The 22,581-nt window shown below is 62.1% G+C and carries 27 protein-coding genes and 1 tRNA gene; 14 read left to right on the top strand and 14 right to left on the bottom strand.

Annotated elements, in window-relative coordinates; all coding sequences use genetic code 11:
- Positions 1-119: 119 nt before the first annotated feature.
- The 6 genes from hisD to ABIB66_RS27800 all read left to right on the top strand — a co-directional run bounded on the left by hisD (position 120) and on the right by ABIB66_RS27800 (position 3,756).
- Positions 120-1,415, top strand: coding sequence for a histidinol dehydrogenase (gene hisD / locus ABIB66_RS27825; RefSeq protein ID WP_354209552.1), 1,296 nt, complete (start codon positions 120-122; stop codon positions 1,413-1,415).
- A complete protein-coding gene (locus ABIB66_RS27820) occupies positions 1,412-1,909 on the top strand; it encodes a UPF0262 family protein (protein WP_354209551.1) in 498 nt (165 codons plus the stop codon). The genes hisD and ABIB66_RS27820 overlap by 4 nt, the downstream gene beginning before the upstream one ends.
- A gap of 6 nt (positions 1,910-1,915) precedes the next feature.
- The gene (locus ABIB66_RS27815; protein WP_354209550.1) at positions 1,916-2,383 is read left to right on the top strand and encodes an arsenate-mycothiol transferase ArsC; all 468 of its coding nucleotides are present in this window, start codon (positions 1,916-1,918) and stop codon (positions 2,381-2,383) included.
- A gap of 156 nt (positions 2,384-2,539) precedes the next feature.
- Entirely contained in the window at positions 2,540-3,169 is a 630-nt protein-coding gene (locus tag ABIB66_RS27810; RefSeq protein ID WP_007597557.1) for a Maf-like protein, read from the top strand.
- 154 nt (positions 3,170-3,323) lie between these two features.
- Positions 3,324-3,506 (top strand): DNA gyrase inhibitor YacG, encoded by a 183-nt coding sequence (gene yacG / locus ABIB66_RS27805; protein ID WP_354062795.1) that lies wholly within the window; start codon positions 3,324-3,326, stop codon positions 3,504-3,506.
- A gap of 174 nt (positions 3,507-3,680) precedes the next feature.
- Positions 3,681-3,756: transfer RNA gene (locus ABIB66_RS27800), tRNA-Phe, on the top strand.
- Positions 3,757-3,925: 169 nt separating this feature from the next.
- Here the strand turns inward: ABIB66_RS27800 and ABIB66_RS27795 are convergent.
- From ABIB66_RS27795 to ABIB66_RS27770, 6 genes are all read right to left on the bottom strand, one after another.
- The gene (locus ABIB66_RS27795; RefSeq protein WP_473320670.1) at positions 3,926-4,207 is read right to left on the bottom strand and encodes a nitrile hydratase accessory protein; all 282 of its coding nucleotides are present in this window, start codon (positions 4,205-4,207) and stop codon (positions 3,926-3,928) included.
- Between the two features lie 40 nt (positions 4,208-4,247).
- On the bottom strand, positions 4,248-4,871 hold the full coding sequence (gene nthA / locus ABIB66_RS27790; RefSeq protein ID WP_354062864.1) for a nitrile hydratase subunit alpha: 624 nt from the start codon (positions 4,869-4,871) through the stop codon (positions 4,248-4,250).
- A gap of 8 nt (positions 4,872-4,879) precedes the next feature.
- Positions 4,880-5,602 (bottom strand): nitrile hydratase subunit beta, encoded by a 723-nt coding sequence (nthB, locus tag ABIB66_RS27785; RefSeq protein ID WP_354062866.1) that lies wholly within the window; start codon positions 5,600-5,602, stop codon positions 4,880-4,882.
- A 28-nt stretch (positions 5,603-5,630) separates the two neighbouring features.
- Entirely contained in the window at positions 5,631-6,629 is a 999-nt protein-coding gene (locus ABIB66_RS27780) for a CobW family GTP-binding protein (protein ID WP_354101109.1), read from the bottom strand.
- Positions 6,630-6,751: 122 nt separating this feature from the next.
- Complete coding sequence (locus ABIB66_RS27775; protein WP_354256238.1) at positions 6,752-8,377, bottom strand: MFS transporter; 1,626 nt, start codon at positions 8,375-8,377, stop codon at positions 6,752-6,754.
- Positions 8,378-8,391: 14 nt separating this feature from the next.
- The gene (locus ABIB66_RS27770; RefSeq protein ID WP_354209548.1) at positions 8,392-9,225 is read right to left on the bottom strand and encodes an alpha/beta fold hydrolase; all 834 of its coding nucleotides are present in this window, start codon (positions 9,223-9,225) and stop codon (positions 8,392-8,394) included.
- 225 nt (positions 9,226-9,450) lie between these two features.
- Here ABIB66_RS27770 and ABIB66_RS27765 point away from each other — a divergent pair, with 225 nt between their 5' ends.
- Together ABIB66_RS27765 and ABIB66_RS27760 are read left to right on the top strand one after the other, a co-directional pair.
- Positions 9,451-10,821, top strand: a complete 1,371-nt coding sequence (locus tag ABIB66_RS27765) for a sigma-54 interaction domain-containing protein (RefSeq protein WP_354209547.1) — start codon at positions 9,451-9,453, stop codon at positions 10,819-10,821.
- A 307-nt stretch (positions 10,822-11,128) separates the two neighbouring features.
- Complete coding sequence (locus ABIB66_RS27760; protein WP_354209546.1) at positions 11,129-11,377, top strand: hypothetical protein; 249 nt, start codon at positions 11,129-11,131, stop codon at positions 11,375-11,377.
- 31 nt (positions 11,378-11,408) lie between these two features.
- Here ABIB66_RS27760 and ABIB66_RS27755 read toward each other — a convergent pair whose 3' ends face one another.
- The 3 genes from ABIB66_RS27755 to ABIB66_RS27745 are packed head-to-tail and all read right to left on the bottom strand — an operon-like array spanning position 11,409 to position 14,736.
- The gene (locus ABIB66_RS27755; protein WP_275172361.1) at positions 11,409-12,626 is read right to left on the bottom strand and encodes an SAM-dependent methyltransferase; all 1,218 of its coding nucleotides are present in this window, start codon (positions 12,624-12,626) and stop codon (positions 11,409-11,411) included.
- 10 nt (positions 12,627-12,636) lie between these two features.
- Positions 12,637-13,419: a DUF1365 domain-containing protein gene (locus tag ABIB66_RS27750; RefSeq protein ID WP_354209545.1), complete on the bottom strand. Its 783-nt coding sequence runs from the start codon at positions 13,417-13,419 to the stop codon at positions 12,637-12,639.
- Between the two features lie 3 nt (positions 13,420-13,422).
- Positions 13,423-14,736 carry an NAD(P)/FAD-dependent oxidoreductase gene (locus tag ABIB66_RS27745; RefSeq protein ID WP_354209544.1) on the bottom strand — a complete coding sequence of 438 codons (1,314 nt, stop codon included), beginning with the start codon at positions 14,734-14,736 and terminating at the stop codon, positions 13,423-13,425.
- A 200-nt stretch (positions 14,737-14,936) separates the two neighbouring features.
- Between ABIB66_RS27745 and ABIB66_RS27740 the strand changes: the two genes are divergently transcribed.
- The 3 genes from ABIB66_RS27740 to ABIB66_RS27730 all read left to right on the top strand — a co-directional run bounded on the left by ABIB66_RS27740 (position 14,937) and on the right by ABIB66_RS27730 (position 16,805).
- Positions 14,937-15,743: a DUF1295 domain-containing protein gene (locus ABIB66_RS27740; RefSeq protein WP_354209543.1), complete on the top strand. Its 807-nt coding sequence runs from the start codon at positions 14,937-14,939 to the stop codon at positions 15,741-15,743.
- Between the two features lie 157 nt (positions 15,744-15,900).
- Positions 15,901-16,302: a DUF2177 family protein gene (locus ABIB66_RS27735; protein ID WP_275172357.1), complete on the top strand. Its 402-nt coding sequence runs from the start codon at positions 15,901-15,903 to the stop codon at positions 16,300-16,302.
- Entirely contained in the window at positions 16,230-16,805 is a 576-nt protein-coding gene (locus ABIB66_RS27730) for a TspO/MBR family protein (RefSeq protein WP_354256233.1), read from the top strand. Before ABIB66_RS27735 ends, ABIB66_RS27730 begins: the two co-directional genes overlap by 73 nt.
- A gap of 54 nt (positions 16,806-16,859) precedes the next feature.
- Here the strand turns inward: ABIB66_RS27730 and ABIB66_RS27725 are convergent, their stop codons facing one another.
- The 4 genes from ABIB66_RS27725 to ABIB66_RS27710 all read right to left on the bottom strand — a co-directional run bounded on the left by ABIB66_RS27725 (position 16,860) and on the right by ABIB66_RS27710 (position 19,037).
- A complete protein-coding gene (locus tag ABIB66_RS27725; RefSeq protein ID WP_354209542.1) occupies positions 16,860-17,162 on the bottom strand; it encodes a hypothetical protein in 303 nt (100 codons plus the stop codon).
- Between the two features lie 20 nt (positions 17,163-17,182).
- A complete protein-coding gene (locus ABIB66_RS27720; protein WP_354209541.1) occupies positions 17,183-17,767 on the bottom strand; it encodes an RNA polymerase sigma factor in 585 nt (194 codons plus the stop codon).
- An 80-nt stretch (positions 17,768-17,847) separates the two neighbouring features.
- The gene (locus ABIB66_RS27715; RefSeq protein WP_354209540.1) at positions 17,848-18,495 is read right to left on the bottom strand and encodes a ChrR family anti-sigma-E factor; all 648 of its coding nucleotides are present in this window, start codon (positions 18,493-18,495) and stop codon (positions 17,848-17,850) included.
- Positions 18,492-19,037, bottom strand: coding sequence for a sigma-70 family RNA polymerase sigma factor (locus tag ABIB66_RS27710; protein ID WP_354209539.1), 546 nt, complete (start codon positions 19,035-19,037; stop codon positions 18,492-18,494). The genes ABIB66_RS27715 and ABIB66_RS27710 overlap by 4 nt, the downstream gene beginning before the upstream one ends.
- Positions 19,038-19,329: 292 nt before the next feature.
- Here ABIB66_RS27710 and ABIB66_RS27705 point away from each other — a divergent pair, with 292 nt between their 5' ends.
- From ABIB66_RS27705 to ABIB66_RS27695, 3 genes are all read left to right on the top strand, one after another.
- On the top strand, positions 19,330-20,133 hold the full coding sequence (locus ABIB66_RS27705) for an MBL fold metallo-hydrolase (RefSeq protein ID WP_354209538.1): 804 nt from the start codon (positions 19,330-19,332) through the stop codon (positions 20,131-20,133).
- Positions 20,134-20,287: 154 nt separating this feature from the next.
- A complete protein-coding gene (locus ABIB66_RS27700) occupies positions 20,288-21,304 on the top strand; it encodes an alpha/beta fold hydrolase (protein WP_354209537.1) in 1,017 nt (338 codons plus the stop codon).
- Positions 21,305-21,319: 15 nt separating this feature from the next.
- Positions 21,320-22,267 (top strand): fatty acid desaturase, encoded by a 948-nt coding sequence (locus ABIB66_RS27695; RefSeq protein ID WP_354209536.1) that lies wholly within the window; start codon positions 21,320-21,322, stop codon positions 22,265-22,267.
- Between the two features lie 68 nt (positions 22,268-22,335).
- Here ABIB66_RS27695 and ABIB66_RS27690 read toward each other — a convergent pair whose 3' ends face one another.
- Positions 22,336-22,569: a hypothetical protein gene (locus tag ABIB66_RS27690; protein ID WP_018459448.1), complete on the bottom strand. Its 234-nt coding sequence runs from the start codon at positions 22,567-22,569 to the stop codon at positions 22,336-22,338.
- Between the last annotated feature and the right edge of the window lie 12 nt (positions 22,570-22,581).

Genomic DNA, 22,581 nt, shown 5'->3' with positions numbered 1-22,581 from the left:
CAGGACGACGGCGGAGGGGAACGGCCCGGCCCAAGGGTTGACGCAGCTTCCCCGCCGCGCCATTGAGCAGGGGGCCTGGTGAGCCAAGCCGCGCCCCCAAAAACCAGTTAGAAGCCAAGATGCCCGTTCGTCTCGACCGCAGCAGCGCCGATTTTGACCAGCGATTCGGGGCCTTCCTCGCCGCCAAGCGCGAGGCCTCGGCCGACGTCGAGGCGGCCGCGCGTGTCATCGTCGACGACGTGGCGAAGCGGGGCGATGCCGCCCTGCTCGAGGCCACGGCAAAGTTCGACCGGTTGACGCTGGATGCCTCCGGCCTGCGCGTCACCGCCGCCGAGATCGAGGCCGCGGTGAAAGCCTGCGATGCCGCGACGCTGGATGCGCTCAAGCTCGCGCGCGATCGCATCGAGACCTATCACAGCCGCCAACTGCCGAAGGACGAACGCTTCACCGATTCGCTCGGCGTCGAGCTCGGCTGGCGCTACACCGCGATCGAATCCGCCGGCCTCTACGTGCCCGGCGGCACCGCGGCCTATCCGTCCTCCGTGCTGATGAATGCGGTGCCGGCAAAGGTCGCCGGCGTGACGCGTCTCGTCATGGTGGTGCCCTCGCCCGACGGCAAGCTCAACCCGCTGGTGCTGGCGGCGGCAAAGCTTGGCGGTGTCACCGAGATCTATCGCGTCGGCGGTGCGCAGGCGGTTGCCGCGCTCGCACATGGCACCGCGACGATCGCGCCGGTCGCCAAGATCGTGGGACCCGGTAACGCGTATGTCGCCGCGGCAAAGCGGCTGGTGTTCGGCAAGGTCGGCATCGACATGATCGCCGGTCCTTCGGAGGTGCTTGTCATCGCCGATGACACCGGCAATGCCGACTGGATTGCCGCCGACCTGCTGGCTCAGGCCGAGCACGATGCCAGTGCGCAGTCGATCCTGATCACCGATTCCGCGCGCCTTGCCGCCGATGTCGAAAAGGCCGTCGAGGCGCAGTTGAAGACGCTGCCGCGCGCTGCGATCGCAACCGCCTCGTGGGCCGATTTCGGCGCCATCATCATGGTGAAGAACCTCAACGACGCCATTCCGCTCGCGGATGCGATTGCCGCCGAGCATCTCGAGATCATGACGCAAGATCCCGACGCGCTGGCCGCAAGGATCCGCAACGCCGGCGCCGTGTTCCTCGGGCCGCACACGCCGGAGGCGATCGGCGACTATGTCGGCGGATCCAATCACGTGCTGCCGACGGCGCGCTCGGCACGATTCTCTTCGGGCCTCTCGGTGCACGATTTCCTCAAGCGCACCTCGATCCTGAAATGCGGCCCGGACCAGCTGCGTGCGCTGGGTCCGGCCGCGATGATTCTCGGCAAGGCGGAGGGGCTAGATGCCCATTCGCGCTCGATTGGATTGCGCCTCAATTTGTCATGACCCAGCCGCCCGATCAGGACGACTCGCAGAATCGCATCGTCGGCGTCACGCTCGACGAGGACTCGATCGGCCGTTCCGGGCCCGACATCGAGCATGAGCGCGCGATCGCGATCTACGATTTGATCGAGCAGAATCTGTTCGCGCCGGAGGGCGCCGACGGGAAGGGGCCGTTCACGCTGCATATCGGCATCACCGGCAGCCGCCTGATGTTCGACATCCGCCGCGAGGACGGCACGCCGGTGGTCGCGCATCTGTTGTCCCTGACGCCGTTCCGGCGGATCGTGAAGGACTATTTCATGATCTGCGACAGTTACTACCAGGCGATCCGCACGGCGACGCCGGACAAGATCGAGGCCATCGACATGGGCCGCCGCGGCATCCATGACGAGGGCTCGCGCACGCTGCAGGAGCGGCTGAAAGGCAAGGTGCGGGTCGATTTCGAGACCTCGCGCCGGCTGTTCACGCTCATTACTGTCCTGCATTGGAAGGGTTAAACGCGGATGGCTGCGCCCCCACGCGCACGCGATCCGCAATCGGTGCTGTTCGCCTGCGCGATGAACAGCGTGCGCTCGCCGATGGCCGAGAGCCTGCTGCGGCACATGTTTCCGCAAGGCCTCTACGTGAAGTCGGCCGGCGCCAGGCGCGGCGAGCTCGATCCGTTCGCGGTGTCTGTGATGGCCGAACTCGGCCAGGACATCTCCACCCACAAGCCGCAGACCTTCGAAGAGCTGGAGGATTGGGAAGGGCTGAATTTCGACCTGATCATCACGCTCTCGCCGGAGGCGCATCACAAAGCGCTGGAGCTCACCCGCACGCTCGCCGCCGACGTCGAGTATTGGCCGACGCTTGATCCCACCACCATGGAAGGCAGCCGCGATCAGAAGTTAGCGGCTTACCGCGACATCTGCGACCAGCTCCTGCTGCGCATCCGCCGACGATTTTCGAAGGTGGGCGCGGCGAACGGGTAGCATTCGGCGCCCGTAACACCCGCGTCACAGACTGCGGGCACACGCATCCTGTACCCGTCGAATCAGTAAAGTCCGGGTTCCCGGGTTGTGAAATCAGCCCCCGTCCGATAGGTTCCGCGCGCAATTCACCCCCTGCTTCATTCCCCAAATCACCTGATGCTCGGCCGCCCCAAATTCGTTCTCGCCTCCGGTTCGCCGCGGCGCCTGTCGCTGCTCAACCAGGCCGGCATCGAGCCGGACGCGCTCCGGCCCGCCGACGTCGACGAGACGCCGAAGCGGGGCGAGCTGCCGCGCGCCTGCGCCAACCGGCTCGCGCGGGCCAAGGCGGATGCGGCGCTCAAATCGGTGCAGCTCGACGACGAGCTGCGCGGCGCCTTCATCCTTTCCGCCGACACGGTGGTGGCGGTCGGCCGCCGCATTCTGCCCAAGGCCAACCTCGTCGACGAGGCCGCGCAGTGCCTGCGGCTGCTGTCGGGCCGTAACCACCGCGTCTACACCGCGATCACTCTGGTGACGCCGCGGGAGGCCTTCCGCCAGCGCCTGGTCGAGACCCGCGTCCGCTTCAAGCGCCTCTCGGAGGACGACATCCAAGCCTATATCGGCTCCGGCGAATGGCGCGGCAAAGCCGGCGGCTACGCCGTGCAGGGCATCGCCGGGTCGTTCGTGGTCAAGATGGTGGGGTCCTACACCAACGTGGTCGGCCTGCCGCTCTATGAGACCACGACGCTGCTCGGCGGCGAAGGTTTCCCGATCCGCTTCGGCTGGCTCAACGCCACCGCCGTGTGAGCCGAAAAGCCGCTCCTGCAAAAATCGCGAAAACAACCCCATGCACAGTAGAACCGCTCCGCGTGGCCTGGCCGGGACACCTGCGCTTCCGCCGGAGGAACCCCTTTGGCGACAGGCTCTTGAACTCTCTCACCTCGTGTAAGCTGAGCACCTCATGGACAACCAGGTGAAAAAGCCCGCAAGCCCCCTCAAAACCTGCCCGATCTGCGGCAAGCCGCAGTCCGAGGCCACCCGCCCGTTCTGCTCCCCGCGCTGCCGCGACGTCGATCTGAACCGCTGGCTGAAAGGCTCCTACGTCATCCCCGGCCGGGATGACGAGGCAGATGGAGAGGAATAATTGCGGTTTATCAATTTGTTAATTGAAGAAATTGCCCGACTTGCGCTCCCGCGGCAGTTTTGTTCACAGCCGGGCCGCGCCCAGCGAAGCCACTTGGCGAAGCCGGGTGGACAGGCAGCCTTCAGCCCACTATAAACCGCCCGCTCGATGGGCTTTGGCCCCTCTTTGGAGCACGCCCAGGTAGCTCAGTTGGTAGAGCATGCGACTGAAAATCGCAGTGTCGGTGGTTCGATTCCGCCCCTGGGCACCAAATCCACGATTTTGTGCGCTGGGGCACGATTCGTACGGCTACGTTCACCAGATGATCGGCGCGAAGGTCCCCGCAGATCTATCTCCCTAGCGCTCGCTAAGTGTACGTACGATCAAGTCCAGCCCGCCGCGCTCTGGGGCCCCGCTGCATCGACCCGACATCGAGGCGCCTAGAAAGACGACCGGGCCGATTGCTCGATCAAGCCGGATCGTTGCACCATCTGCTCAACTACGGTGAGCCAGATCTCGTAGTAGTCCCAGGTTGGGTCGGTCTTGTCGTGGGTGGCCTCCCAAGCGGCGATGCTTGATATCATTTCCGAGCGGAAATCCTCCCATTCGAACAAGCCTTGTTTGGAGAGAGCAAGCGCCAGGCCGAATGCCTGACGCTCCCAGGGCGCGCCGAAGCAAAGGCTTCCGTTATCCTTGGGTGGCATGTCGGTCTTCCCCAACATGCTTCCCAGGGCGAAATGCTCGAAGTTTGTTTGCATCGCTTCAGGTGCTCGGCGGCTTGACGATCGCGACGCCCATCATCGACTCAGGTGTGACAAGAGCTGTCAACTGCTCTTCGCTGAAGGTGTCGGTGCCCGCCGGTCGTTCCGGGACAACGAACCAGCGGATCTGGGCGCTGCTGTCCCAGGTCCTGATTTCCTTTTCCGGCCCAATGTTCAGTCCAAATTCGCTCAGCACTTTGCGGGGCTCGCGTGCAGCTCGCGCGCGGAACGAAGGATCCTTGTACCAATAGGGCGGCAGGCCCAGAATCGGCCAAGGATAGCAGGAACAGAGGGTGCAGATGATGAGATTGTGCACCTCCGGCGTGTTGATCGCCGCTCGCATATGCTCGCCTTCGGCGCCGGCTCCCCCGGTCACAAACTTCATCTGTTCGACAGCAGCCATGGTGTCTTCGGCCAGAACCTTCTTGAATGCCGGATCGACCCACGCTTTCGCAACAAGCTTGGCGCCATTGAACGGGCCCATTTCAGTCGCGAAGATTGCCATGATCTTGTCGACAGTCTCGCGCGTGATGACTCCCTTCTCGATAAGCAGAGCCTCCAGCGCGCGGACGCGCGCCGCGTTCACCGTTTCTCGATCCGTGGAATACTCGAAACGTTGCATCATGTGGCTCCTCAGGATGCGATGGCCGGTTCGAGATAGGCCTCGAACAGGTCTGCGTAAAAGGTAAAATTCTGCTCGGTATTTCCTGGCCACAGAGTTTCGGGATCGAATTTGACGCAGTAGACGGGCATTGCTTTGCCGATCCCGTCCGGCCCGATCTCGCAAAGATAGGTGTAAGCGTCAGGATACACGCTATCGATAATGCCCGCCTTGTTCCGAAGATGCCCTGGCAAGCGAGTGTGATCGACCGATTTCGGATCGGCGACGCAAACCGCCTCGCCGGGCGCGAAGCGTGGTTGGGTCGAGCGCTCCCGTTTCGGATCGTCGCCGATCAGCAGATATTTCCGCACGCGAGCGTCCACAGCGGCGTCTCCGCCTTTCGGCATGACTGGGGCTGACGTCAAGAAGGTTTCGGTTCGCGCGTCGAGTTCCGTCTGAGTGATGTAACCCTTCGCGACCAAATACGCAGAGATTCCGCCCAGCCACTTCTCATAGTAGCGGAATTTGAAGTAATCGAACGGATTCATCGACTCTGCGCCCTTGCGCAGGTCGGCCCAGGTCCATTCGGTGTTGAATGTACTCGGTGTTGCTTCGAGATCGAGTTGCGAACTCAGTGCCATCATCGCCGTGTGGATGCCGAAGATCCTCTCCTCCCAAGCTTCCACGAACACCCGCGTTTCAAGCGAGATCGGATCGAGACCTTCGAGGCCTCCTAGATAGTGTTGCAACTTCATTGTTACAGCGCCCCTCTTCTGGCTTTGATCACGTGACCAGGCTGGTATCCGACGAGGTCAGATCCGAAATTTCATTTCGAATTCGCGTTGCGTCGAGCCCTCTTCCGATGAAGACGATCGCGCTGGCGCGGTGCTCATTCGAGGCCCAGGCCCTGCCTGGTCGACCTTCGAGCGTCATATGGACTCCATGGAAAACCCAACGCCGGGCCTCGCCCGCCAGCGACAGGACACCCTTGCAGCGTAGAAGGGTCTCACCATTCTCCAGGACGAACACATTGAGCCACCGGAAGAATCGAGGCCCGTCGAGGGCGCGTTCTGCGCGTACTTCGACGCTGACCACTGAGGGATCATGCTCGTGCTCGAGCTCAGAGAGCAGCAGCGGTTCAATGGACAAGCAGTTTTTCAGATCGAAGGCCTTGACGTCGACGATTGAGGCGACGTCTATCCGACTGTCGATCGCTCCGACCATCGGAGCCATGGGATTTATGGTCCGAATAGTCGCCTCGCATCTGGCGCGTGCGTCTTGGTCGACAAGATCCAGCTTGCTTATCACCAGGACGTCGGCGAAGGCGATCTGCTCGGCCGCGACGTTTTCGCCGGAGCCCTGATCGGCGAGCCACCGGTCTATATTGATGGCGTCGACCACGGTCACGACTGCATCGAGCGCCGTGACCTCAGAAAGCACCTCGTCGACAATAAAGCTTTGAATAATGGGGGCTGGATCGGCCAACCCTGTGGTCTCGATGAGGATGCGGCGGATGGGCCTTGTTCCTGAGAGAAGATTGGTGATCGTCGAAACAAGATCCGAGCGGACCGTACAGCAGATGCAGCCGTTGTTGATCTGGAGAATCTCCTCGTCAACGCCGACGACCAGCTCGGCGTCGATGCTGATGGCTCCGAACTCATTCACGATGACCGCTGACTCGGCCATCAAGTCGCTTTCGAGCAATTGATTCAGCAGCGTCGTCTTGCCGGATCCGAGGAAGCCCGTGAGGATAGTGACCGGAATTTTTTGTGATGTTGCCATTGTTGCCGCCAGATTGTTCCACGCCTGTCGCATGTCTGATGCAGTGGGATGCGCCGCTCGAGTGGCGCATCCCAACGAAGACCTGCGACGGCGAAACTCGGCGCCGCAGGTATGCGATCGCGCTATTGCCCGCGGATATCGCGACCACGGGTTTCCGGCAGAAAGAGTGCTCCGATGATCGCGGTCAAACCGGCAAACGCGATCGTGTACCAAAGCCCGCCGAAGATGTCGCCGCTCGCGATGACGACTGTCGTTGCGACGAATGGAGCAAAACCGCCGATCCAGCCGTTACCGAGCTGCAGTGCGACGGACACGCCGCTGTAGCGGATATGGACAGGAAAGAGCTCGACCAGAAGAGCGCCAAGCGGCCCGTAAACCATGGTCGCCAGGAAGACCAAAGCGAACAAGATGGCGATCACCATCGGACCGTTGGGTTGAGCCGGCGCCTTCGCCGATGGGAGGCCTCGTTCGGTCAGCTCCTTTAGAAGCTTGGCTCCATCGAAGGCGGTCGCCGGATCGTCGTTGATCTGGACGCTAAGGGAAGCAGTATCGGCCTTCACGACGTATGGAACGGCATTCGCAGTCAGGAATGCCTTCGCGCGCGTACATTCCTTCGTCGCTTGCGGGCGGAATAGCTGGCCAATCCATGACTGATCCTCGCTGCAATCGTCGCCGTGCACGACCACCGAAGTCTTGGCGCGGAATTCTGCAAGCGCAGGATTGCCGTAAGTCGCCAGACTCTGGAATAACGGCATGATCAGCAGGGCTGATAGCGCGCATCCCGTGACGACGATCCACTTGCGCCCCACCTTGTCGGAGAGCCAGCCGAAGAACAGGAAGAACGGTGTGCCGAGAATGAGCGCGACCAGAAGGTAGAAATTGGCCTGATCCTGGCTCATCTTCAGTGCGGTGGTCATGAAATAGAGGCTGTAGAAATGCCCCGTGTACCAAATCACCGCCTGCCCCGCTACGACTCCAAAGATGGCCACGAGCACCAAACGCAGATTGCGCCTGTCACCAAATGTGTCAGCGATAGGATTTTTCGAGCCTTTGCCCTCGGCCTTCATCTGCTGGAACACCGGCGACTCGTGCAGCTTCAGCCGAATGTACAAAGAGAGGATCAGAAGCGCGATCGATCCGATGAATGGAATTCGCCAGCCCCAGCTCGAGAAGCTCTCCGCCGACATCGAAGAACGGCAAAGAATGATCACTGCCAGCGAGAGAAACAGCCCAAGCGTCGCCGTGATCTGGATCCAGCTTGTCGTGAAGCCTCGCTTGTCCGGATCGGAGTGCTCGGCAACGTAGGTCACCGCACCCCCGAATTCGCCGCCAACGGCGAGCCCTTGCAGCAGGCGCAATCCGACCAAGATGGTCGGCGCCCACCAGCCGAAAGTCTCGAATGAGGGCAGCAGGCCGACCGCCGCGGTAGCGAGGCCCATCACCAGCATGGTTACGAGGAATGTCTTTTTGCGGCCTACGAGATCGCCGAGGCGTCCGAACACGATGGCGCCGAGTGGGCGTAGAACGAAGCCCGCGCCGAAGGTCGCCAATGCTGCGAGCAATGCCGCGGTGTCATTTCCGTTCGGAAAAAACAGCGTGCTGAAAAACGCTGCCAACGAGCCGTAGACAAAAAAATCGTACCACTCGAAAACGGTGCCCAGGGCGGCCGCGAAGACAATGCGCTTGGTATCGCGATCGAGGCCGTTGGACGCGAGGATGGTTTCTGATTCGATAGCTTGAATGGACATTCGATCCTCCAGCATCAAACGGCTTGGTGTGTGTAAGACGACGCGTCTTCGGTCGGGCGTGGCGGCACGTCCTGCTGCGCTAGAAATTCGTTCAGCAAGCGATTGAAAGTATCTGGTTGCTCAAGCATCGGGAAATGGCCCGCCGATGGTATGATGTGAAGGCGACTATTCGGAATGCCGTCCGCCAAGGTTTGCGATTCTCTCGGTGGGGTGATGACGTCCTCCTCGCCGACGAGGACCAGCGTTGGCACGCAGATCTCGCCAAGCTTCGCGCGGCTATCCGAGGCGTTGAGCGAGGCAATCGCCTGGCGCGCGACAAAGGCCGGCGTCCGCGTGACCTCGTTCCTGGCAAAGTCGATGAGCTCGGTGCTCGCGGCGGAGCCGAAGGATCGTTCGATCACCTTCTGGCTCGCCGTCGCCGCACCCAGTTCGTCAATGGCTTTGCGTACGTTGTCGACATTGACATCTGCGCCCAATCCATGAGGCGTGGCTCCCACCAGCACCAACGCCCGCACGTACTTCGGGTGGGCAAGCGTGAGGCTCTGGGCCACAGTTCCGCCCATCGAAAGGCCGACGAGAATGGCCGACTCGATGGACAATGCGCGGTACACTCCGAGCACGTCCTCGACAAAGGCGGCGATCGTATATTTTCGATCTACGGGGCGTGGTGAGCGACCGTGACCGGGCAGGTTGATGCGAATCATCTGGTAACCGGTCGAGAACGGCTCGACCTGCTCACGCCAGAATTCCGCTGTTGTCGTAAAGCCGTGCACGAACACCATCGGCATTCCTGCTCCGGACACCTGCACGACGGTATCGCCGACTGCGATGGTTCTTGTGGTCGTCATTTCGCTCCCTCCCGAGGTCGATTCCATCACAGTAAGATCGCAAGCGCCGTGCCATGTCCGCGCCCCGCTGCACGGGGGCAGCTAATGAATTGTTCTCGTTGCCAAAACGCGTGCGGCGGGGAGCGGCCCTTACGGTTTGACGCTTTCCGAACGTGACGCTAGTGTCGCGTTTGCGAGACAGTATGTCGCGCAACCGTAACGTTTGCTGATCTGAGGTTTCCGTAAATGGTTCTGTCCCAGTGGATCGCCGGGTCGTCCGAGGAAGCGAGCTTCCTGAAGCTTGTCCTCGATCATGTCTCGGACTGCTTGGTCGCGGTTGATACGTCAGGCACAATCGTATTGATCAACCAGCCGTATTGCAGATTGCTAGAAGGCCAGGCGGACGACTTCATTGGGCGACATATTACCGATGTCGTTGGTCCACAAACCAAGCTCCATCTCGTGGCGCGCGGCGAAGGCAGCCATATCGGTTATCCCCTGAAAGTGCGTGGACACCAACTCATTACGCGACAGGTCCCAGTGCTTCAGGATGGCCGCATTATTGGCGCGGTCGGTCTGGCCCTGTTCTCGAATCTCGGTGCTTTGAAGAGGACGTTTCGCCGGGTCGCGCAAGCCGAACTGGCACTGCCGCAGGCGAACAAGCAATGGCGCTCCCGCTTCAGCATGCGCGACATCGTTGGCCAAGGCGGGCTCATGGACGCGTACCGGCACTCGCTCGAGGTCGTCGCCGGCCACGACCTTCCCGTGTTGATCTCGGGAGAGACCGGTTCCGGCAAGGAGCTGGCCGCCCACGCGATTCACACGAATTCGAGCCGATCCGAGGGCCCCTTTGTCTGGATTAATTGTGCTTCAATCCCGGGCGAACTGATTGAAGCTGAATTGTTTGGTTATGAAGGGGGCGCGTTCACGGGCGCCCGAAGCCGGGGAAAGCCGGGGAAGTTCGAGCTTGCCTCCGGGGGCACCCTGTTGTTGGACGAAATCGGAGATATGCCGCTGCATCTGCAGGGCAGTTTGCTGCGGGTGCTTCAGACGAATGAGATGGTGCGGGTAGGCGGCACAACTCCGGTTGGGGTCAATGTCCGAATTGTTTGCGCAACCAATCAATCACTTCCGGAACTGGCCCAGGTCGGCCGCTTTCGGCAGGATCTCTATTACCGCCTGAGCGTGTTGCCGATCAACGTGCCGTCGCTCCGTGACCGGGACGATATGGAATTTCTCGCCCGACAATTGCTCACCCGGATTGGAGAGCGGTTGGGCAGCGAGACCAGGGATCTATCGCGAAAACAGTTAGCGTCCCTAGGCGCGCATGGGTGGCCTGGAAATGTGCGGGAGCTGGAAAACGTGCTCACTCGCTTCATCGTGACCGGTCAATTGCCGGTGCTCACCGCACATGCTCTGCCAAAGCCGGAAGCGGAGAATGTGTCCGGATTGTTGAAGGAACGCATCCGGTCCCAAACCGCAGCGGAAATTCGGGCCGCGTTGGAGAGATCCGGCGGTAACAAGCGCCAAGCAGCAGGGCTGCTCGGCATCAGTCGCGGGCATTTGTATCGGCTTATGAAAGAGCAAGCCTCTGATCCAAATCAAGCGCGGGATTAACTCGGTAGCGGATTTGGCGATGGAGCGAATCTCTGCCACCGCGCCGGGGGACTCACACCGCCATATTGAGGGCAAACAGCAATTTGTCCTGTCGAGGGTGCGTATGATTCCCTCCTGGGCACCATTTTCGCCCTCCACGGGCAACACTTCCCCAGCGCCAAGCCTTGAGCGCCAAGCCTTGACCAGCGGGCTCGCGCAGCACTCCGTTCCGGAACCAGATCGCGCCGCCCATAGCTGGCACTCTGCTTGCTCAGCCAGGACCAAAGTCTGGCCTTGGTAGCGAGGCCGTTTCAGGTTGAGGCAAGTGATGCAGGAAGTGTCCCGTTCTGGTGCTGCTGGCGAACTCCGGCTCGATGCGTTGGTCGCCGATTTGTGGTGGCGCGTTCGGCTCATGAACACAGACATTCTCGAGGAAGAGGCGAGAGCAGGGGTGTTTGACGTGCTGCAGCCGACATACCCGCTGCTTGCGCTTAATCTTCGCGCGCGACGTGACAATTTGGTCTCGACGATCGGCCTGCTCGAGCAGCGTGCGCGATCAACGTCGGAAGCTGCCTGAGGGTTCGTTCACACCGGAAACGTCAGCGACGTCAGCTTCGGCGCGCGAATACAAGCTGTCGGACGTCGATCTTTTCGGCCCTGAAACCTGCCTCGCAGTAGCAGAGGTAATATTCCCACAGCCGCCGGAACGGCTCGTCGAACCCGAGTGAGGTCAGGTCCGTCCAGGCATGGCCGAAACTCGCTCGCCAGACCGCGATCGTCTTGGCGTAGTCCTGTCCAAAGACCCGCTCGCGGATCAGAGGCATCTGCACGCGTTCGCCGAGCGAGCGCAGGACATTCGGCGAAGGCAGCATCCCGCCCGGAAAAATGTATCTCTGGATGAAGTCCACGCGGCGCCGGTAGCTGTCAAAGAGCTCGTCTCGGACGGTGATCGCCTGGATGCCGGCAAGACCGCCCGGCTTGAGCCGTTGATGCAGTTGATTGAAGTATGTCGGCCAGAACGGCTCGCCGACAGCCTCAATCATCTCGATCGAGGCAATGCGGTCGAACTGCCCGTCCTGATCGCGATAATCCTGCAACCGGACCTCGACGTTCTCGCTGAGCCCGGCTTCGTGGATGCGCCGGCTGGCGAATGCGTGCTGCTCCTTGCTGATGGTGAGCGCCAAGACCTTGGCGCCGCAAGCTTTGGCGGCATATTCGGCAAAGCCGCCCCAGCCGCAGCCGATCTCGAGCAGGGTATGGCCGGGCCGCAGTTCGATCGCTTTCGCCAGTTGTTCGTATTTGTGCCGTTGAGCAGCGAGCAGGTCGGTCGCCTCGGGCGAGAACAATGCCGACGAGTACGTCATGCTCGGATCGAGCCAGGCCGCAAAGAACGCGTTGCCGAGATCGTAATGGGCGTGGATATTCAGCCGCGATCCCAGCCGCGTGTTTCGGCGCAGCCGATGCAGCGCGCGCCGGCAAAGCCGGACCAATGCATTGCCGGCGAAGGCGCTATCGACCAGGTCGTCGTTGAGACAGAACACGTAAAGCAGCTGGGAGAGATCCGGTGTGCTCCAATCGCCTCGAACGTAAGCCTCGGCCATGCCGATATCGCCGCCCAGGACCAGGCTTCGCGCGAAGGCGTAACTGTTGAGCTCGATGGTCGCGGACGGACCCGGATGCGTTCCCCGCAACACCACCGTTCTGCCGTCGGGAAGGCGAACATCCACGGTGCCGAGCTTGAGCCGCGAGGCAAGCCGCAGCGCGAGCCGCGCGAGCAAGGGAACGTCATCGAAGCGAGCAGTCTGGTGAGTGGCTGCGAGGTCCATGGCTTCACATTCAGCGTTGGTTCGGACGGGGAACGTAAGGAACATTTTTCAGCCAAAGCCGGATCGCTTCCCAATGGATGGCCGCGACGACCTTGAAGGTGAGAAGTGGCAGCGTGACGAGCGTCGCCAACAGTGAGCGGCTGGTCAGCGGGCGACGTTGCCCGAAGAATGCGGCCGTAAATATAGCACCGTGCTCATCGGTCTGCACGATTCTGACCCTCACTTGCTGATCGGGCGGGGCAATGCTGAAACGATACTTCGTTTGCATCTCCATGAATGGCGAGACGTAGAACTCCTTCGTATGGCATTGTCGTATGGCACCGCCGCCAGCAGCGTCCTCGACCGGAAGGACGTAGGAATGGATTTCGCCAAAAGTGTTGCGGACTTCGTAGATCAGCAGCGCAAGATTGCCGCAGCTGCCATAGCAGAAGTAGATCGAAAGCGGATTGAACACGTAGCCGAAGAGCCGCGGATAGCACAAAAGGAGGATCCGCCCTCCCGACAGATCGATATCGCGTTGCTCGGCCAGGCGTCGCACATGGCTGCTCAAGGATGCGCCGCTACGCTTGCCGTGATCGGATTCGTGAAAGCTGAAGACTGCCGCGCGATTGACGCCGAACAGGCGAGACTGGCGATCCGCTTCATCAAGCCGGTCGAGGTCGATGAGCAGGTTCATCACCCGGTAAGTGAACCTGTGGTGCACGGGCCGCATGCGTGCGTGCATCACCCTGCCCAGATAGAGCGCGGCTGCAGATGACGTCGCTGTTCGTTCTGGAGCGCCCGGTTGCAACATCTTCTACTCGGCAGCCTGGGCCAGCAACGCGCCGGACTGTCGCCACGGCATCGAACTGCCAAGTGCCTCGGCGACGGCGATGCCGGAGCGCAGGCCATCCTCGTGGAATCCGTAGCCGGTCCACGCGCCGCAAAACCAGGTGCGGCGGCGTCCCTGGATTTGCGGGAGGTTCCTCTGCGCGGCAAACGCGCCCGCGTCATATTGTGGATGCGCGAATGTGAACTTGCCGAAAGTGAGATGAGGCGCCGGCTCAAAAGGGGGATTGAGGCTGACGAATAGCGGCTTGCTGTCGTCGATGCCCTGCAGCCGGTTCATCCAGTAGGTCACCGCGACATCGTTCTGGGCAGGCGTTTCGCGTCGCCATCGCAAGAAGTTCCAGGATGCCCATGCATTGCGGCGTTTCGGCATGAGGTTGAGGTCGCGGTGCAGATAGGCCGTGTTTGGAGCGTAGCGGATCGCGCCGAGAATGGATCTCTCGCGTGGGTCGGCATCCGACAACATCGCCAGGGCCTGATCGCTGTGACAGGCCATCACGACAGCGTCGTAGGAGTCCTGATTGCCGTGACTGTCGCCGATCGTCACCCCGTGCTCGGTGCGATGGATCGACGTCACAGCGCAGCCGAGCCGGATGCTGGACTTGAACCTGGCCGTGAGCTTCTCGACATAGCGCCGGCTGCCTCCCTGGACGGTCCGCCAGAGCGGCCGATCCAGATGCAGCAGCCGGTGATTGTCGAAAAACGCGATGAAGTTTTCCGCGGGAAAGGCGAGGATCTCGGCTGAGGGCGACGACCAGATGGCGGCTCCCATCGGTCCCAGATAATCGCTGAACAGGCGCGGGCTGAACGCTCCCTGGCGCAGATATTCGCCGAGTGTCAGGTTCTGGAGCCGGCCAGCCCGCAAGTCGGAGACGCTTTCCTTGTTGAAGCGTCGGACCTCGGCCAGCATGCGAAAATACGACGGGGAGAAGAGGTTGCGCGGCTGGGCAAACAGGCCGGAGGCGACCTGCAGGAAGGTCTCGCCGCCACCCCGCCATTCAAATCGGCCATGGTCGGCCGACATCGCGAAGCTCATGCATGTCTCCTCGGTCTTCACACCCAGGTGCGCGAACAGAGACGTCAATTCCGGGTAGTTCGGCTCGTTGAACACGATGAAGCCGATGTCGACGTCGATCTCTTCGCCATCGTAGTCAACCCGTACTGTATGACTGTGTCCACCCGGCCGCAATTCGCGCTCGTAGACGGTCACGGCATGACGTTCGGACAGGAGCCATGCGGCGGCATTGCCGGCAATTCCCGTCCCGATCACCGCCAAACGCATGCTTTGTCGCCCCCCAATACCACCAGCGACGGCCGGAACATCCGGTTTCGGGCCAATGTCGTTCGTCGCCGGCTCAGGACAGCTCTCATAGCTGACCCGTCCACACACGCCTGAGGAAACGTTCCAGCGGACAGCGTGGATCACCCGTGAAACCGGGGCCTGGGGCGGACGTAAGGATCCGAGTTTGCGTATGGTGAGGCATGGATTTCCTGCAAATACTGATCGTCGCCGGCATCGCTCTCGCGCTTTCGCTGTTGATGGGGCTGGCCTGGATCGTTCAGCAGCGAACCGGCAATTCCGGGTGGGTCGATACGATCTGGACCTACTCCGTCGGCCTCGTTGGGGCGGTGGCGGCCCTTTTGCCGTTTGGCGAGGCGCTGCCGATGCGCCAGATGCTCGCGGGCGGGCTCGTGCTGCTTTGGTCGGTGAGGCTCGGGACGCATATCGCCCGGCGCGCCGCGGCGGGTATCGACGATCCGCGATATGCGAGCTATGCGCAGGAATGGGGCTCACAGGCGCCGCTTCGCATGTTCGCGTTCCTGCAGTCGCAGGCCTTCGCCTCGGTGCCGCTGCCATTCGCTGTCTTCCTGGCTGCACACGCGCCACGGGCTGCCCTGGGCGTTCAGGACTATGTTGGCGCCGCCATCATGCTTGCGGCCGTTGCAGGCGAGGCGATCGCCGACGAGCAATTGCGAGGCTTCAAACGCAACAAGGCAAATTCGGGCCTGGTCTGCGATGTCGGGCTTTGGCGCTGGTCGCGTCATCCGAATTACTTCTTCGAATGGCTCGGATGGCTGGCCTACCCGGTCATCGCACTGTCGCCGGGCTACGCATGGGGCTGGGCGAGCCTGATCGCGCCGGCGATCATGTACTGGATACTCGTGCACGTGACCGGAATTCCCCCGCTCGAAGCTCAGATGCTTCGATCCCGCGGCCGCCGGTATCGAGACTATCAGGCACGCACCAGCGCTTTCTTTCCACGAGCGCCCAAGAAGGCGCCGGAATGATCGGAACTCCCGCGCCGCACGATCTGGTTCAAGGGCCTGACAAGGTTGCGCGGCAAGGCGGAACGAGGGCGCAACGTGATCCAGCGAAGGGCTCACGTCGTTTCCAGGCGTTGCCTTTGCCATGCCGGTTGCGACACCACCGGAGAGGAGACCGGACATGAGCCTGCTCTTTACGTATCTGTCGGTCGCTGCGACCTTCGTCGCGCTCGACATGATCTGGCTCAAGACCATGGTTGAGAGGCTTTACCGGCCGGTGCTGGGCGACATGTTGCGCTCGGAGCCCGACCTCGCAGCCGCGGCAGTATTTTATCTGGCGTATCCCGTCGGCCTGATCTGGTTCGCGGTGCTGCCGTCTCAGCAGGATGGCGGCGCTCTGCGCGCCTTCACGTCCGGCGTGATGCTGGGCTGCTTCACTTATGCGACCTACGATCTGACCAACCAGGCAACGCTGAGGAATTGGTCGACGGGGCTCACTGTTGCGGACGTGTGCTGGGGATCCTTCCTCGCCGGTGTCAGCGCCTGGACCGGATTTCTCGTCGCTCAACGAATGGCGCATTGATCATGGATGGGACGCACAACGGAGCGCTGCGGCAAGATGGCGATCGTAAGGCTGGCAGGTGGTACCGATGCGCCGCTTTCCTGTTTCTGGTCCCTGCTGCGGGGATTCTGATCGGGGTTCTGAACCGTCCGGGAGCGTGGTACGCGGCGCTCAACAAGCCATCTTTCAATCCGCCGGATGCGGTCTTCGCGCCGGTCTGGACGGCTCTGTTCCTGATGATCGCCGTGGCGGGCTTCCGCACCTTCGAGGCGGAGCCGCGCGGAACGACGATGAGATTATGGGGCCTGCAGATGATCCTGAATTTTGCATGGTCTCCCATCTTCTTTTCGCTTCATCGCATGGACGTGGCGCTCGGCGTCATTGTTGCGCTGTTCGCCGCGATCCTTGCCTTTGTCTGGCGTCAATGGGCGAACGATCGGTTGGCAGCGACGCTTTTCATTCCCTACGCCGGCTGGGTGGGTTTTGCGACCTTGCTGAACATCTCGTTGCTCCGTCTCAATTAAGATCAGTCGCAGAGCTGATTTCATGGCGTCGAATGGGAGAGCGTCGCGCCGAATTCAGAGATCTGTCGCTCCATCGCACTCGTCAAAGGCGTCTCGGGTCACCGCGATCTTGTCGGAGAGCGACGTGAATGCGATCTGGACACTCCGCCTGGCATCGTCGTCAAGCACGAGGTGCGCAAGATCGACCAGACGATCGCCGAAGCGCTCCATGACAGCGAGCAAATGATCGAGACCTTCCGCGGACTGGTCCGCTGCCAGATGCTCGACCTCTCTCACCATCTGCTCGAGTCTCGCAACGGAGGACACCAGCGGGTCCTGGTGTCCTCGGTTGGGAAATTCGATGATCTCTGCGGGCACCCGCGGGTTCCTCGCCCGCGTCAGGCTGCAGCGGATGCGGCGAGGCAGTCCTTGCGTACCGCCAGAAGGGTTCGGTGCAGCCAGGTCTTGATGGTGCCGACCGGCACACCGAAGCGCCGCGACAAGCTCGCGCGGCTCTCACCCTCGAGATAGGCCAGCGCCACCAGCCTGCGGCGGTCTTCCGGCAAACGAGCCAGCACGCTGCGTGCGATCGGTTCGGCGCGGGCGTAGTCGAAATCGTCCATCGCCGGCTGATCAGCACTTGTCGGAATCAGAAGCGCCTCGTCCAGCTCGTGAGTCGGCAGTCTTCTGACCCGCAGATGGTCGATGGCGGTATTCCGGGCGATGGCTGACATCCAGGTCATCGCCGAAGCGCGGCCGCTGTCGAACCGACAAGCGTTGCGCCAGATCTTCAGATAGGTTTCCTGAAGAATGTCCTCGATGTCGTGGGGCGGAGTTCCGACGGCGAGCGCAGTCCTGCGCAGCCTGCTCCGTGTCAGCATATGCAGCGCTGCGAAGGCCCGGGTGTCGCCCGCCGAAACGCATGCCAGCAGTTCGGGCAATGTTTCGCTCTGCGCCTGTCGTGTCAGGCTTAAACCGGCCATGGCCTGTCTCCCCTTGCGTTTCCTTCGAAACGCTCCGGGCTCGCGTTCGGATCACCCGGCGGAAGGAGGAGGCGAACGGATCAAAGCCGCACGAATGGCCCGATCAGCCTGCCGAGCAGGCCGTTCATGCGCAGGTCGCCCGTCATTGCGACAAGGCAAACACATGGGCCCTCGTCGCCCACCACAGGCCGATGATCGACCTCGTCGTCGCCATAGTCGAAATCACCCGGACCAAACCGGCCGCCCTCGTGGCTGAAGCTGCCCTCGAGCACGAGGGTCAGTTCGGTGCCGGTGTGCGTGTGTTCGAGCATGCGGCTCCCCGGAGCGGAGCGAAGCAGAAAGGCCCGCGCCGTCCCCGAACCGGACAACTCGATCGGCCGCATGCTCAGACCCGGAGCGATGCGCCTGCGCTTGCCGATGCGGTAGTTTCGCAGCGCCGCCGGAACATCCTGCTCGTTGCCGCGAGCGACCTCGGCAGTCGGCGCCGCTCGTTTTTCAGGAGCCTCGTGAATGCGTGACATCACCTGCTCGAACGCATCCGATGCGACCGGCACCGGCTCGACATCTTCAAGCGCCAAGCCGCCAAGTTGCTCGATGGCCTGCACGAACCGGCCGCACCGTGCGCAACCGGCAACATGCACCCCCACCACCAATTGATGGGCTTCTTCCAACCTGCCGGCCGCAAAGTCGGCCAGAAGATCTTCCGGTGGATGATGGCTGATCGTCATGCTTCTTCGTCCAATATGTCTCTCAGGCGGTTCATCGCCAGCCTGATCCGCGACTTCACCGTTCCGAGCGGAATGCCGAGCAGGCTCGCGATTTCCGGGTGCGGCCTCTCCTCGATGAACGACAACCTCACCACCATGGATTGCTCCATCGAGAGCTGCTTGACGGCCGCATTGATCCGCGCGGCATCCTGCACCCGGGACATGACGGCATCCGCGGGCTCGGCGGGATCCGGCGTCTCGAGAAGCTCAGAGGTGCCCCGCAGGCGGTCTGCCCGCGTCCTGCTGCGGAACAAATCGATGCGCAAGTTGCGCGCGATGGTGAATATCCATGCCGCGGCCCCGGCCGTCGCAGGATCGAACTGGCCTGCCTTCCGCCAGACGGCGATCATGGTATTTTGAGCAATCTCCTCCGCCTCGTCCGAACTGCACCCGGCCTTCAGCATCAGTCCCTTGATGCGCGGCGCGAAATGCTCGAATAGGCGCTTGAAGGCCTCCCGGTCCCGGGTCGAGGCGACGCGTCCGATCAGATCAGCCCAATCCACCTTTGTGTTCGGCCCTTTGCTCGTGCCAGTCGACAGCCGCGCTTCAAGCCTCCGGGGAAAACCAGCCTTCGCCCGGATTGGCGCATCTAAAGCTCGGATAGCAGCGATCATAGCGCCTCGACAAGCGACCTGTGGGTCTGGGAACGAACGGAGACAGGTCCTGGATCACCGTGGAATGATCATTGCGACAGGTTCCGGGGCCGTCCGCACGCAGGTCTGGCCGACCGTGGGCCTTGCAGTCATGGCCAGCAATTCCTTATTGACGCTGGATCGTCTCTGTCGGGAGTAGGGCATGCCCCTCTGGACCTGCGAAACCTGCGGCGCGCAATTCCCGGATGGCAAAAATCCCCCCGCGTCCTGTCCGATCTGCGAGGACGAACGGCAATTCGTCGGCTGGAAGGGGCAGACTTTCCTCACGCGCGAGGCGCTCTCGAAACGTCACCGCATCGTCTGGCGCGACGATCTCGGCCTGACTGGGATCGCACTCGAGCCAAGCTTTGCCATCGGTCAGCGGGCGCTGCTGGTGCCGCTCGCGGACGGCTGCCTGATGTGGGACTGCGTACCGCTGGCGACGCCGGAGGCGATCGCGCATGTGCGGTCACGCGGTGGCCTGAAGGCGATTGCGATCTCGCATCCGCATTACTATGGCGCGCTCGCCGACTGGAGCGAGGCGTTCGGCGGGGTGCCGGTCTATTTGCACGCCGATGATCGCCAATGGGTGACGCGTCCGTATGCGTCCATCGTGCACTGGACCGCCGCAAGCCATCGCATCTCCGACGATTTGCTGCTGTTGCGCACCGGCGGTCATTTCCCCGGCGCCACCATACTGCACTATGCGCGCGGTGCGGACAGCAGGGGTGCGCTGCTCGCCGGCGATATCGCGCAGGTGACGATGGATCGCCGCTTCGTCAGTTTCATGTACTCCTATCCGAACTACATGCCGCTCAATGCCGCCGCGGTGCGACGGATTGCGGCGGCCGTCGAGCCGCTGGCGTTCGACCGCATCTACGGTGCCTGGTGGGGTCGCGACATCGCAGCAGGCGCCAAGGCCGCATTCGCGGCCTCTGTCGCGCGCTATCTGGCCGCCATCGCCTGAGCCGGCTTGCGACCGGATTTATCTTGCTGATTCACAATAAATGGACTATAAGTACAGTTATTAAGCGTGACGCAATGATGCGTCTGCGGGACCGGCATGATCGATGCATCGCTGTTTCCGCGGCGCGCTTGTCGCGTGAGCGGGAGTTCGGTCCATGACGGCAGGGCGCGACTACGAGATCTTCGAGGCCGGCGACGTCACGCTCCGGTCCGGGGCCGTCGTCCCTTCGCTCAAGCTCGCCTACAAGACCTACGGCACGCTCAGTCCGGACAAGGACAACGTCATTCTCTACCCGACCTCGTTCAGCGCGCAGCACACCGACACCGAGTGGCTGATCGGCCCCGACGGCGTGCTCGACCCCACACGCTACTTCATCGTGATCCCGAACCTGTTCGGTAACGGCCTGTCGTCCTCGCCGTCGAATAGCGCCGCGCCATTCCCGATCCCGACCTATCACGATGCCATTGCGGTCCAGCATCGGTTGCTTGCCGAGCAGTTCGGCATCTCGAAGCTTGCCCTGGTCTATGGCTGGTCGATGGGCGGCATGCAGGCCTATCACTGGGCGGCGCTGCATCCCGATATGGTCGAGCGGGCGGCCGTCGTCTGCGGCAGTGCCCGTTGCGCGCCCTATAATTACGTCTTCCTGGAAAGCGTGAAGGCCGCGCTGACGGCAGATCCGGCCTTCCGCGACGGCCGCTTCGTCGAGAAGCCCGTCGCAGGCTATCGCGCCATGGGGCGCGTCTACGCGGGTTGGGCGATGTCGCACGGCTTCTATCGCGACGAGATCTGGCGCGAAGCAGGCTTCACCTCGCTGGACGACTATCTCGTCCGCACCTGGGACGCGGCGTTTGCCCGGCGCGATGCCAACGATCTCCTGGCGCAGATCGGCATCTGGCAGAATGGCGATATCAGTCGCTGCACGACCTTCGACGGCGATTTCGATCGCGCGCTCGGTGCGATCAAGGGGCACATGCTGCTGATGCCGGGCGCGACCGATCGCTATTTCGACGTTCGCGACAACGAGGACGAACTCGGCCGGCTGGTCAACGCGCGTTCTGCGGTGCTGCATCCGATCCCGTCGCTGCATGGCCATCGCGCCGGCAACCCCGTCAACAATCCGCGCGATCGGGCTTTCATCAAGGCCGAGATCGCAGAGCTTCTCGGCAAGTAGGGCAGACATCCGATCATGAGCGACGCAACGATTTCAGAGTCCAGCCATCGCTTGAAGCCGCTGACGCCGGCGATGCTGCGCGAATTGTCGGTGCGCTCCAATCTCAGGGGTGCCGCGCAAAGCCTCAGCCATTACGGCCTGGTTGTACTGGTCGGCGCGCTGATCTGTAGGGTCTCTTCGACCTGGGGTGTCTTTTGGGCGTTGCCGCTGATGGCGGTGCAGGGCTATCTCGTCGCCTTCCTGTTCATGGCCGTGCACGAGACCGCGCACAAGACCGCGTTCAAAAGCCGCGGCCTCAATCTCGTGGTTGGCTATCTCTCGGGTTTCGTCATCGGATTGCCTTACGAATATTACTGCCTGTTTCACTGGGACCATCATCGCTACACCCAGGATCCGGACAAGGACCCCGAGCTGGTCGTCGGCGTCAAACCGAAATCCGACACCCAGCTCGCGCTCGCCTATAGCGGCGTGCTGCAGGTCGCCGGCCGTCTCTGGCTGATGCTCGGCCATGCCATCAGTGGTAAGGTCACCGTGCCCTGGATCCCGGAAAACAAGCGTGCGGTCATCGTGACCGAGGCGCGCGTCTATGCCGGATTCTATGTCGCGCTGCTCGTGCTGTCGTTGTGGTTCTCGTCGGCGCTGCTGCTCTGGGTCTGGATCGTGCCACTGATCATTGGGCAGTTCTTCTTGCGGCCCTATCTCTATGCGGAGCACACCGGCTGCGAGCGCACCCGCAGCGCGTTCCAGAACACTCGCACCACCTACACCGGCGCAATCGTCAAATGGATCGCGTGGAACATGCCCTACCATGTCGAGCACCACGCTTATCCCTCGATCCCGTTCCACGCGCTGCCGAAGCTGAACGGGATCGTCGACGGCGAAATCGTCCATCGTGGCCGCGGCTACATCAGGACGACGCGTGAGACCTGGGCCTGGTTTCGGCGGCATAGACAGGCCGGCTAGTGGAAAAAATTTGACGCGCAAAGGCCCCGATCGCGGTGCGATCGGGGCTTTGTCGTGAATGCGAGATATCAGTAGATCCCGTACGCGCAGACGTTCACGACGCGGACGCGCAGGCCGTGGCGGGTCTGGACGACGCGCTCCTGATAGCAATTGTTGACGCCGCTGTTGACATAGACGCCGCCAAAGCCCCAGCCGTGACCCCAGTGATGGTGGAAGCCGTGGGCCGACGCGGCGGTCGGGGCGAGAGCGGCAACGCCGAGCGAACCGGCGGCGATCAGACCAAGTGCAAGCTTACGAAACATCTTCATTCTCCA

Source organism: Bradyrhizobium sp. F1.13.3, assembly GCF_040548265.1.
Classification (GTDB): Bacteria; Pseudomonadota; Alphaproteobacteria; order Rhizobiales; family Xanthobacteraceae; genus Bradyrhizobium.
This window is presented reverse-complemented; position numbering and strand designations above follow the sequence as displayed.

What these genes read in the sequence shown, in the direction of transcription:
- hisD (WP_354209552.1), top strand. Translation starts at nt 120, where the DNA reads ATGCCCGTTCGTCTCGACCGCAGCAGCGCCGATTTTGACCAGCGATTC.
- ABIB66_RS27820 (WP_354209551.1), top strand. Translation starts at nt 1,412, where the DNA reads ATGACCCAGCCGCCCGATCAGGACGACTCGCAGAATCGCATCGTCGGC.
- ABIB66_RS27815 (WP_354209550.1), top strand. Translation starts at nt 1,916, where the DNA reads ATGGCTGCGCCCCCACGCGCACGCGATCCGCAATCGGTGCTGTTCGCC.
- ABIB66_RS27810 (WP_007597557.1), top strand. Translation starts at nt 2,540, where the DNA reads ATGCTCGGCCGCCCCAAATTCGTTCTCGCCTCCGGTTCGCCGCGGCGC.
- yacG (WP_354062795.1), top strand. Translation starts at nt 3,324, where the DNA reads ATGGACAACCAGGTGAAAAAGCCCGCAAGCCCCCTCAAAACCTGCCCG.
- ABIB66_RS27795 (WP_473320670.1), bottom strand. Translation starts at nt 4,207, where the DNA reads ATGTTGGGGAAGACCGACATGCCACCCAAGGATAACGGAAGCCTTTGC.
- nthA (WP_354062864.1), bottom strand. Translation starts at nt 4,871, where the DNA reads ATGATGCAACGTTTCGAGTATTCCACGGATCGAGAAACGGTGAACGCG.
- nthB (WP_354062866.1), bottom strand. Translation starts at nt 5,602, where the DNA reads ATGAAGTTGCAACACTATCTAGGAGGCCTCGAAGGTCTCGATCCGATC.
- ABIB66_RS27780 (WP_354101109.1), bottom strand. Translation starts at nt 6,629, where the DNA reads ATGGCAACATCACAAAAAATTCCGGTCACTATCCTCACGGGCTTCCTC.
- ABIB66_RS27775 (WP_354256238.1), bottom strand. Translation starts at nt 8,377, where the DNA reads ATGTCCATTCAAGCTATCGAATCAGAAACCATCCTCGCGTCCAACGGC.
- ABIB66_RS27770 (WP_354209548.1), bottom strand. Translation starts at nt 9,225, where the DNA reads ATGACGACCACAAGAACCATCGCAGTCGGCGATACCGTCGTGCAGGTG.
- ABIB66_RS27765 (WP_354209547.1), top strand. Translation starts at nt 9,451, where the DNA reads ATGGTTCTGTCCCAGTGGATCGCCGGGTCGTCCGAGGAAGCGAGCTTC.
- ABIB66_RS27760 (WP_354209546.1), top strand. Translation starts at nt 11,129, where the DNA reads ATGCAGGAAGTGTCCCGTTCTGGTGCTGCTGGCGAACTCCGGCTCGAT.
- ABIB66_RS27755 (WP_275172361.1), bottom strand. Translation starts at nt 12,626, where the DNA reads ATGGACCTCGCAGCCACTCACCAGACTGCTCGCTTCGATGACGTTCCC.
- ABIB66_RS27750 (WP_354209545.1), bottom strand. Translation starts at nt 13,419, where the DNA reads ATGTTGCAACCGGGCGCTCCAGAACGAACAGCGACGTCATCTGCAGCC.
- ABIB66_RS27745 (WP_354209544.1), bottom strand. Translation starts at nt 14,736, where the DNA reads ATGCGTTTGGCGGTGATCGGGACGGGAATTGCCGGCAATGCCGCCGCA.
- ABIB66_RS27740 (WP_354209543.1), top strand. Translation starts at nt 14,937, where the DNA reads ATGGATTTCCTGCAAATACTGATCGTCGCCGGCATCGCTCTCGCGCTT.
- ABIB66_RS27735 (WP_275172357.1), top strand. Translation starts at nt 15,901, where the DNA reads ATGAGCCTGCTCTTTACGTATCTGTCGGTCGCTGCGACCTTCGTCGCG.
- ABIB66_RS27720 (WP_354209541.1), bottom strand. Translation starts at nt 17,767, where the DNA reads ATGGCCGGTTTAAGCCTGACACGACAGGCGCAGAGCGAAACATTGCCC.
- ABIB66_RS27715 (WP_354209540.1), bottom strand. Translation starts at nt 18,495, where the DNA reads ATGACGATCAGCCATCATCCACCGGAAGATCTTCTGGCCGACTTTGCG.
- ABIB66_RS27705 (WP_354209538.1), top strand. Translation starts at nt 19,330, where the DNA reads ATGCCCCTCTGGACCTGCGAAACCTGCGGCGCGCAATTCCCGGATGGC.
- ABIB66_RS27700 (WP_354209537.1), top strand. Translation starts at nt 20,288, where the DNA reads ATGACGGCAGGGCGCGACTACGAGATCTTCGAGGCCGGCGACGTCACG.
- ABIB66_RS27695 (WP_354209536.1), top strand. Translation starts at nt 21,320, where the DNA reads ATGAGCGACGCAACGATTTCAGAGTCCAGCCATCGCTTGAAGCCGCTG.
- ABIB66_RS27690 (WP_018459448.1), bottom strand. Translation starts at nt 22,569, where the DNA reads ATGTTTCGTAAGCTTGCACTTGGTCTGATCGCCGCCGGTTCGCTCGGC.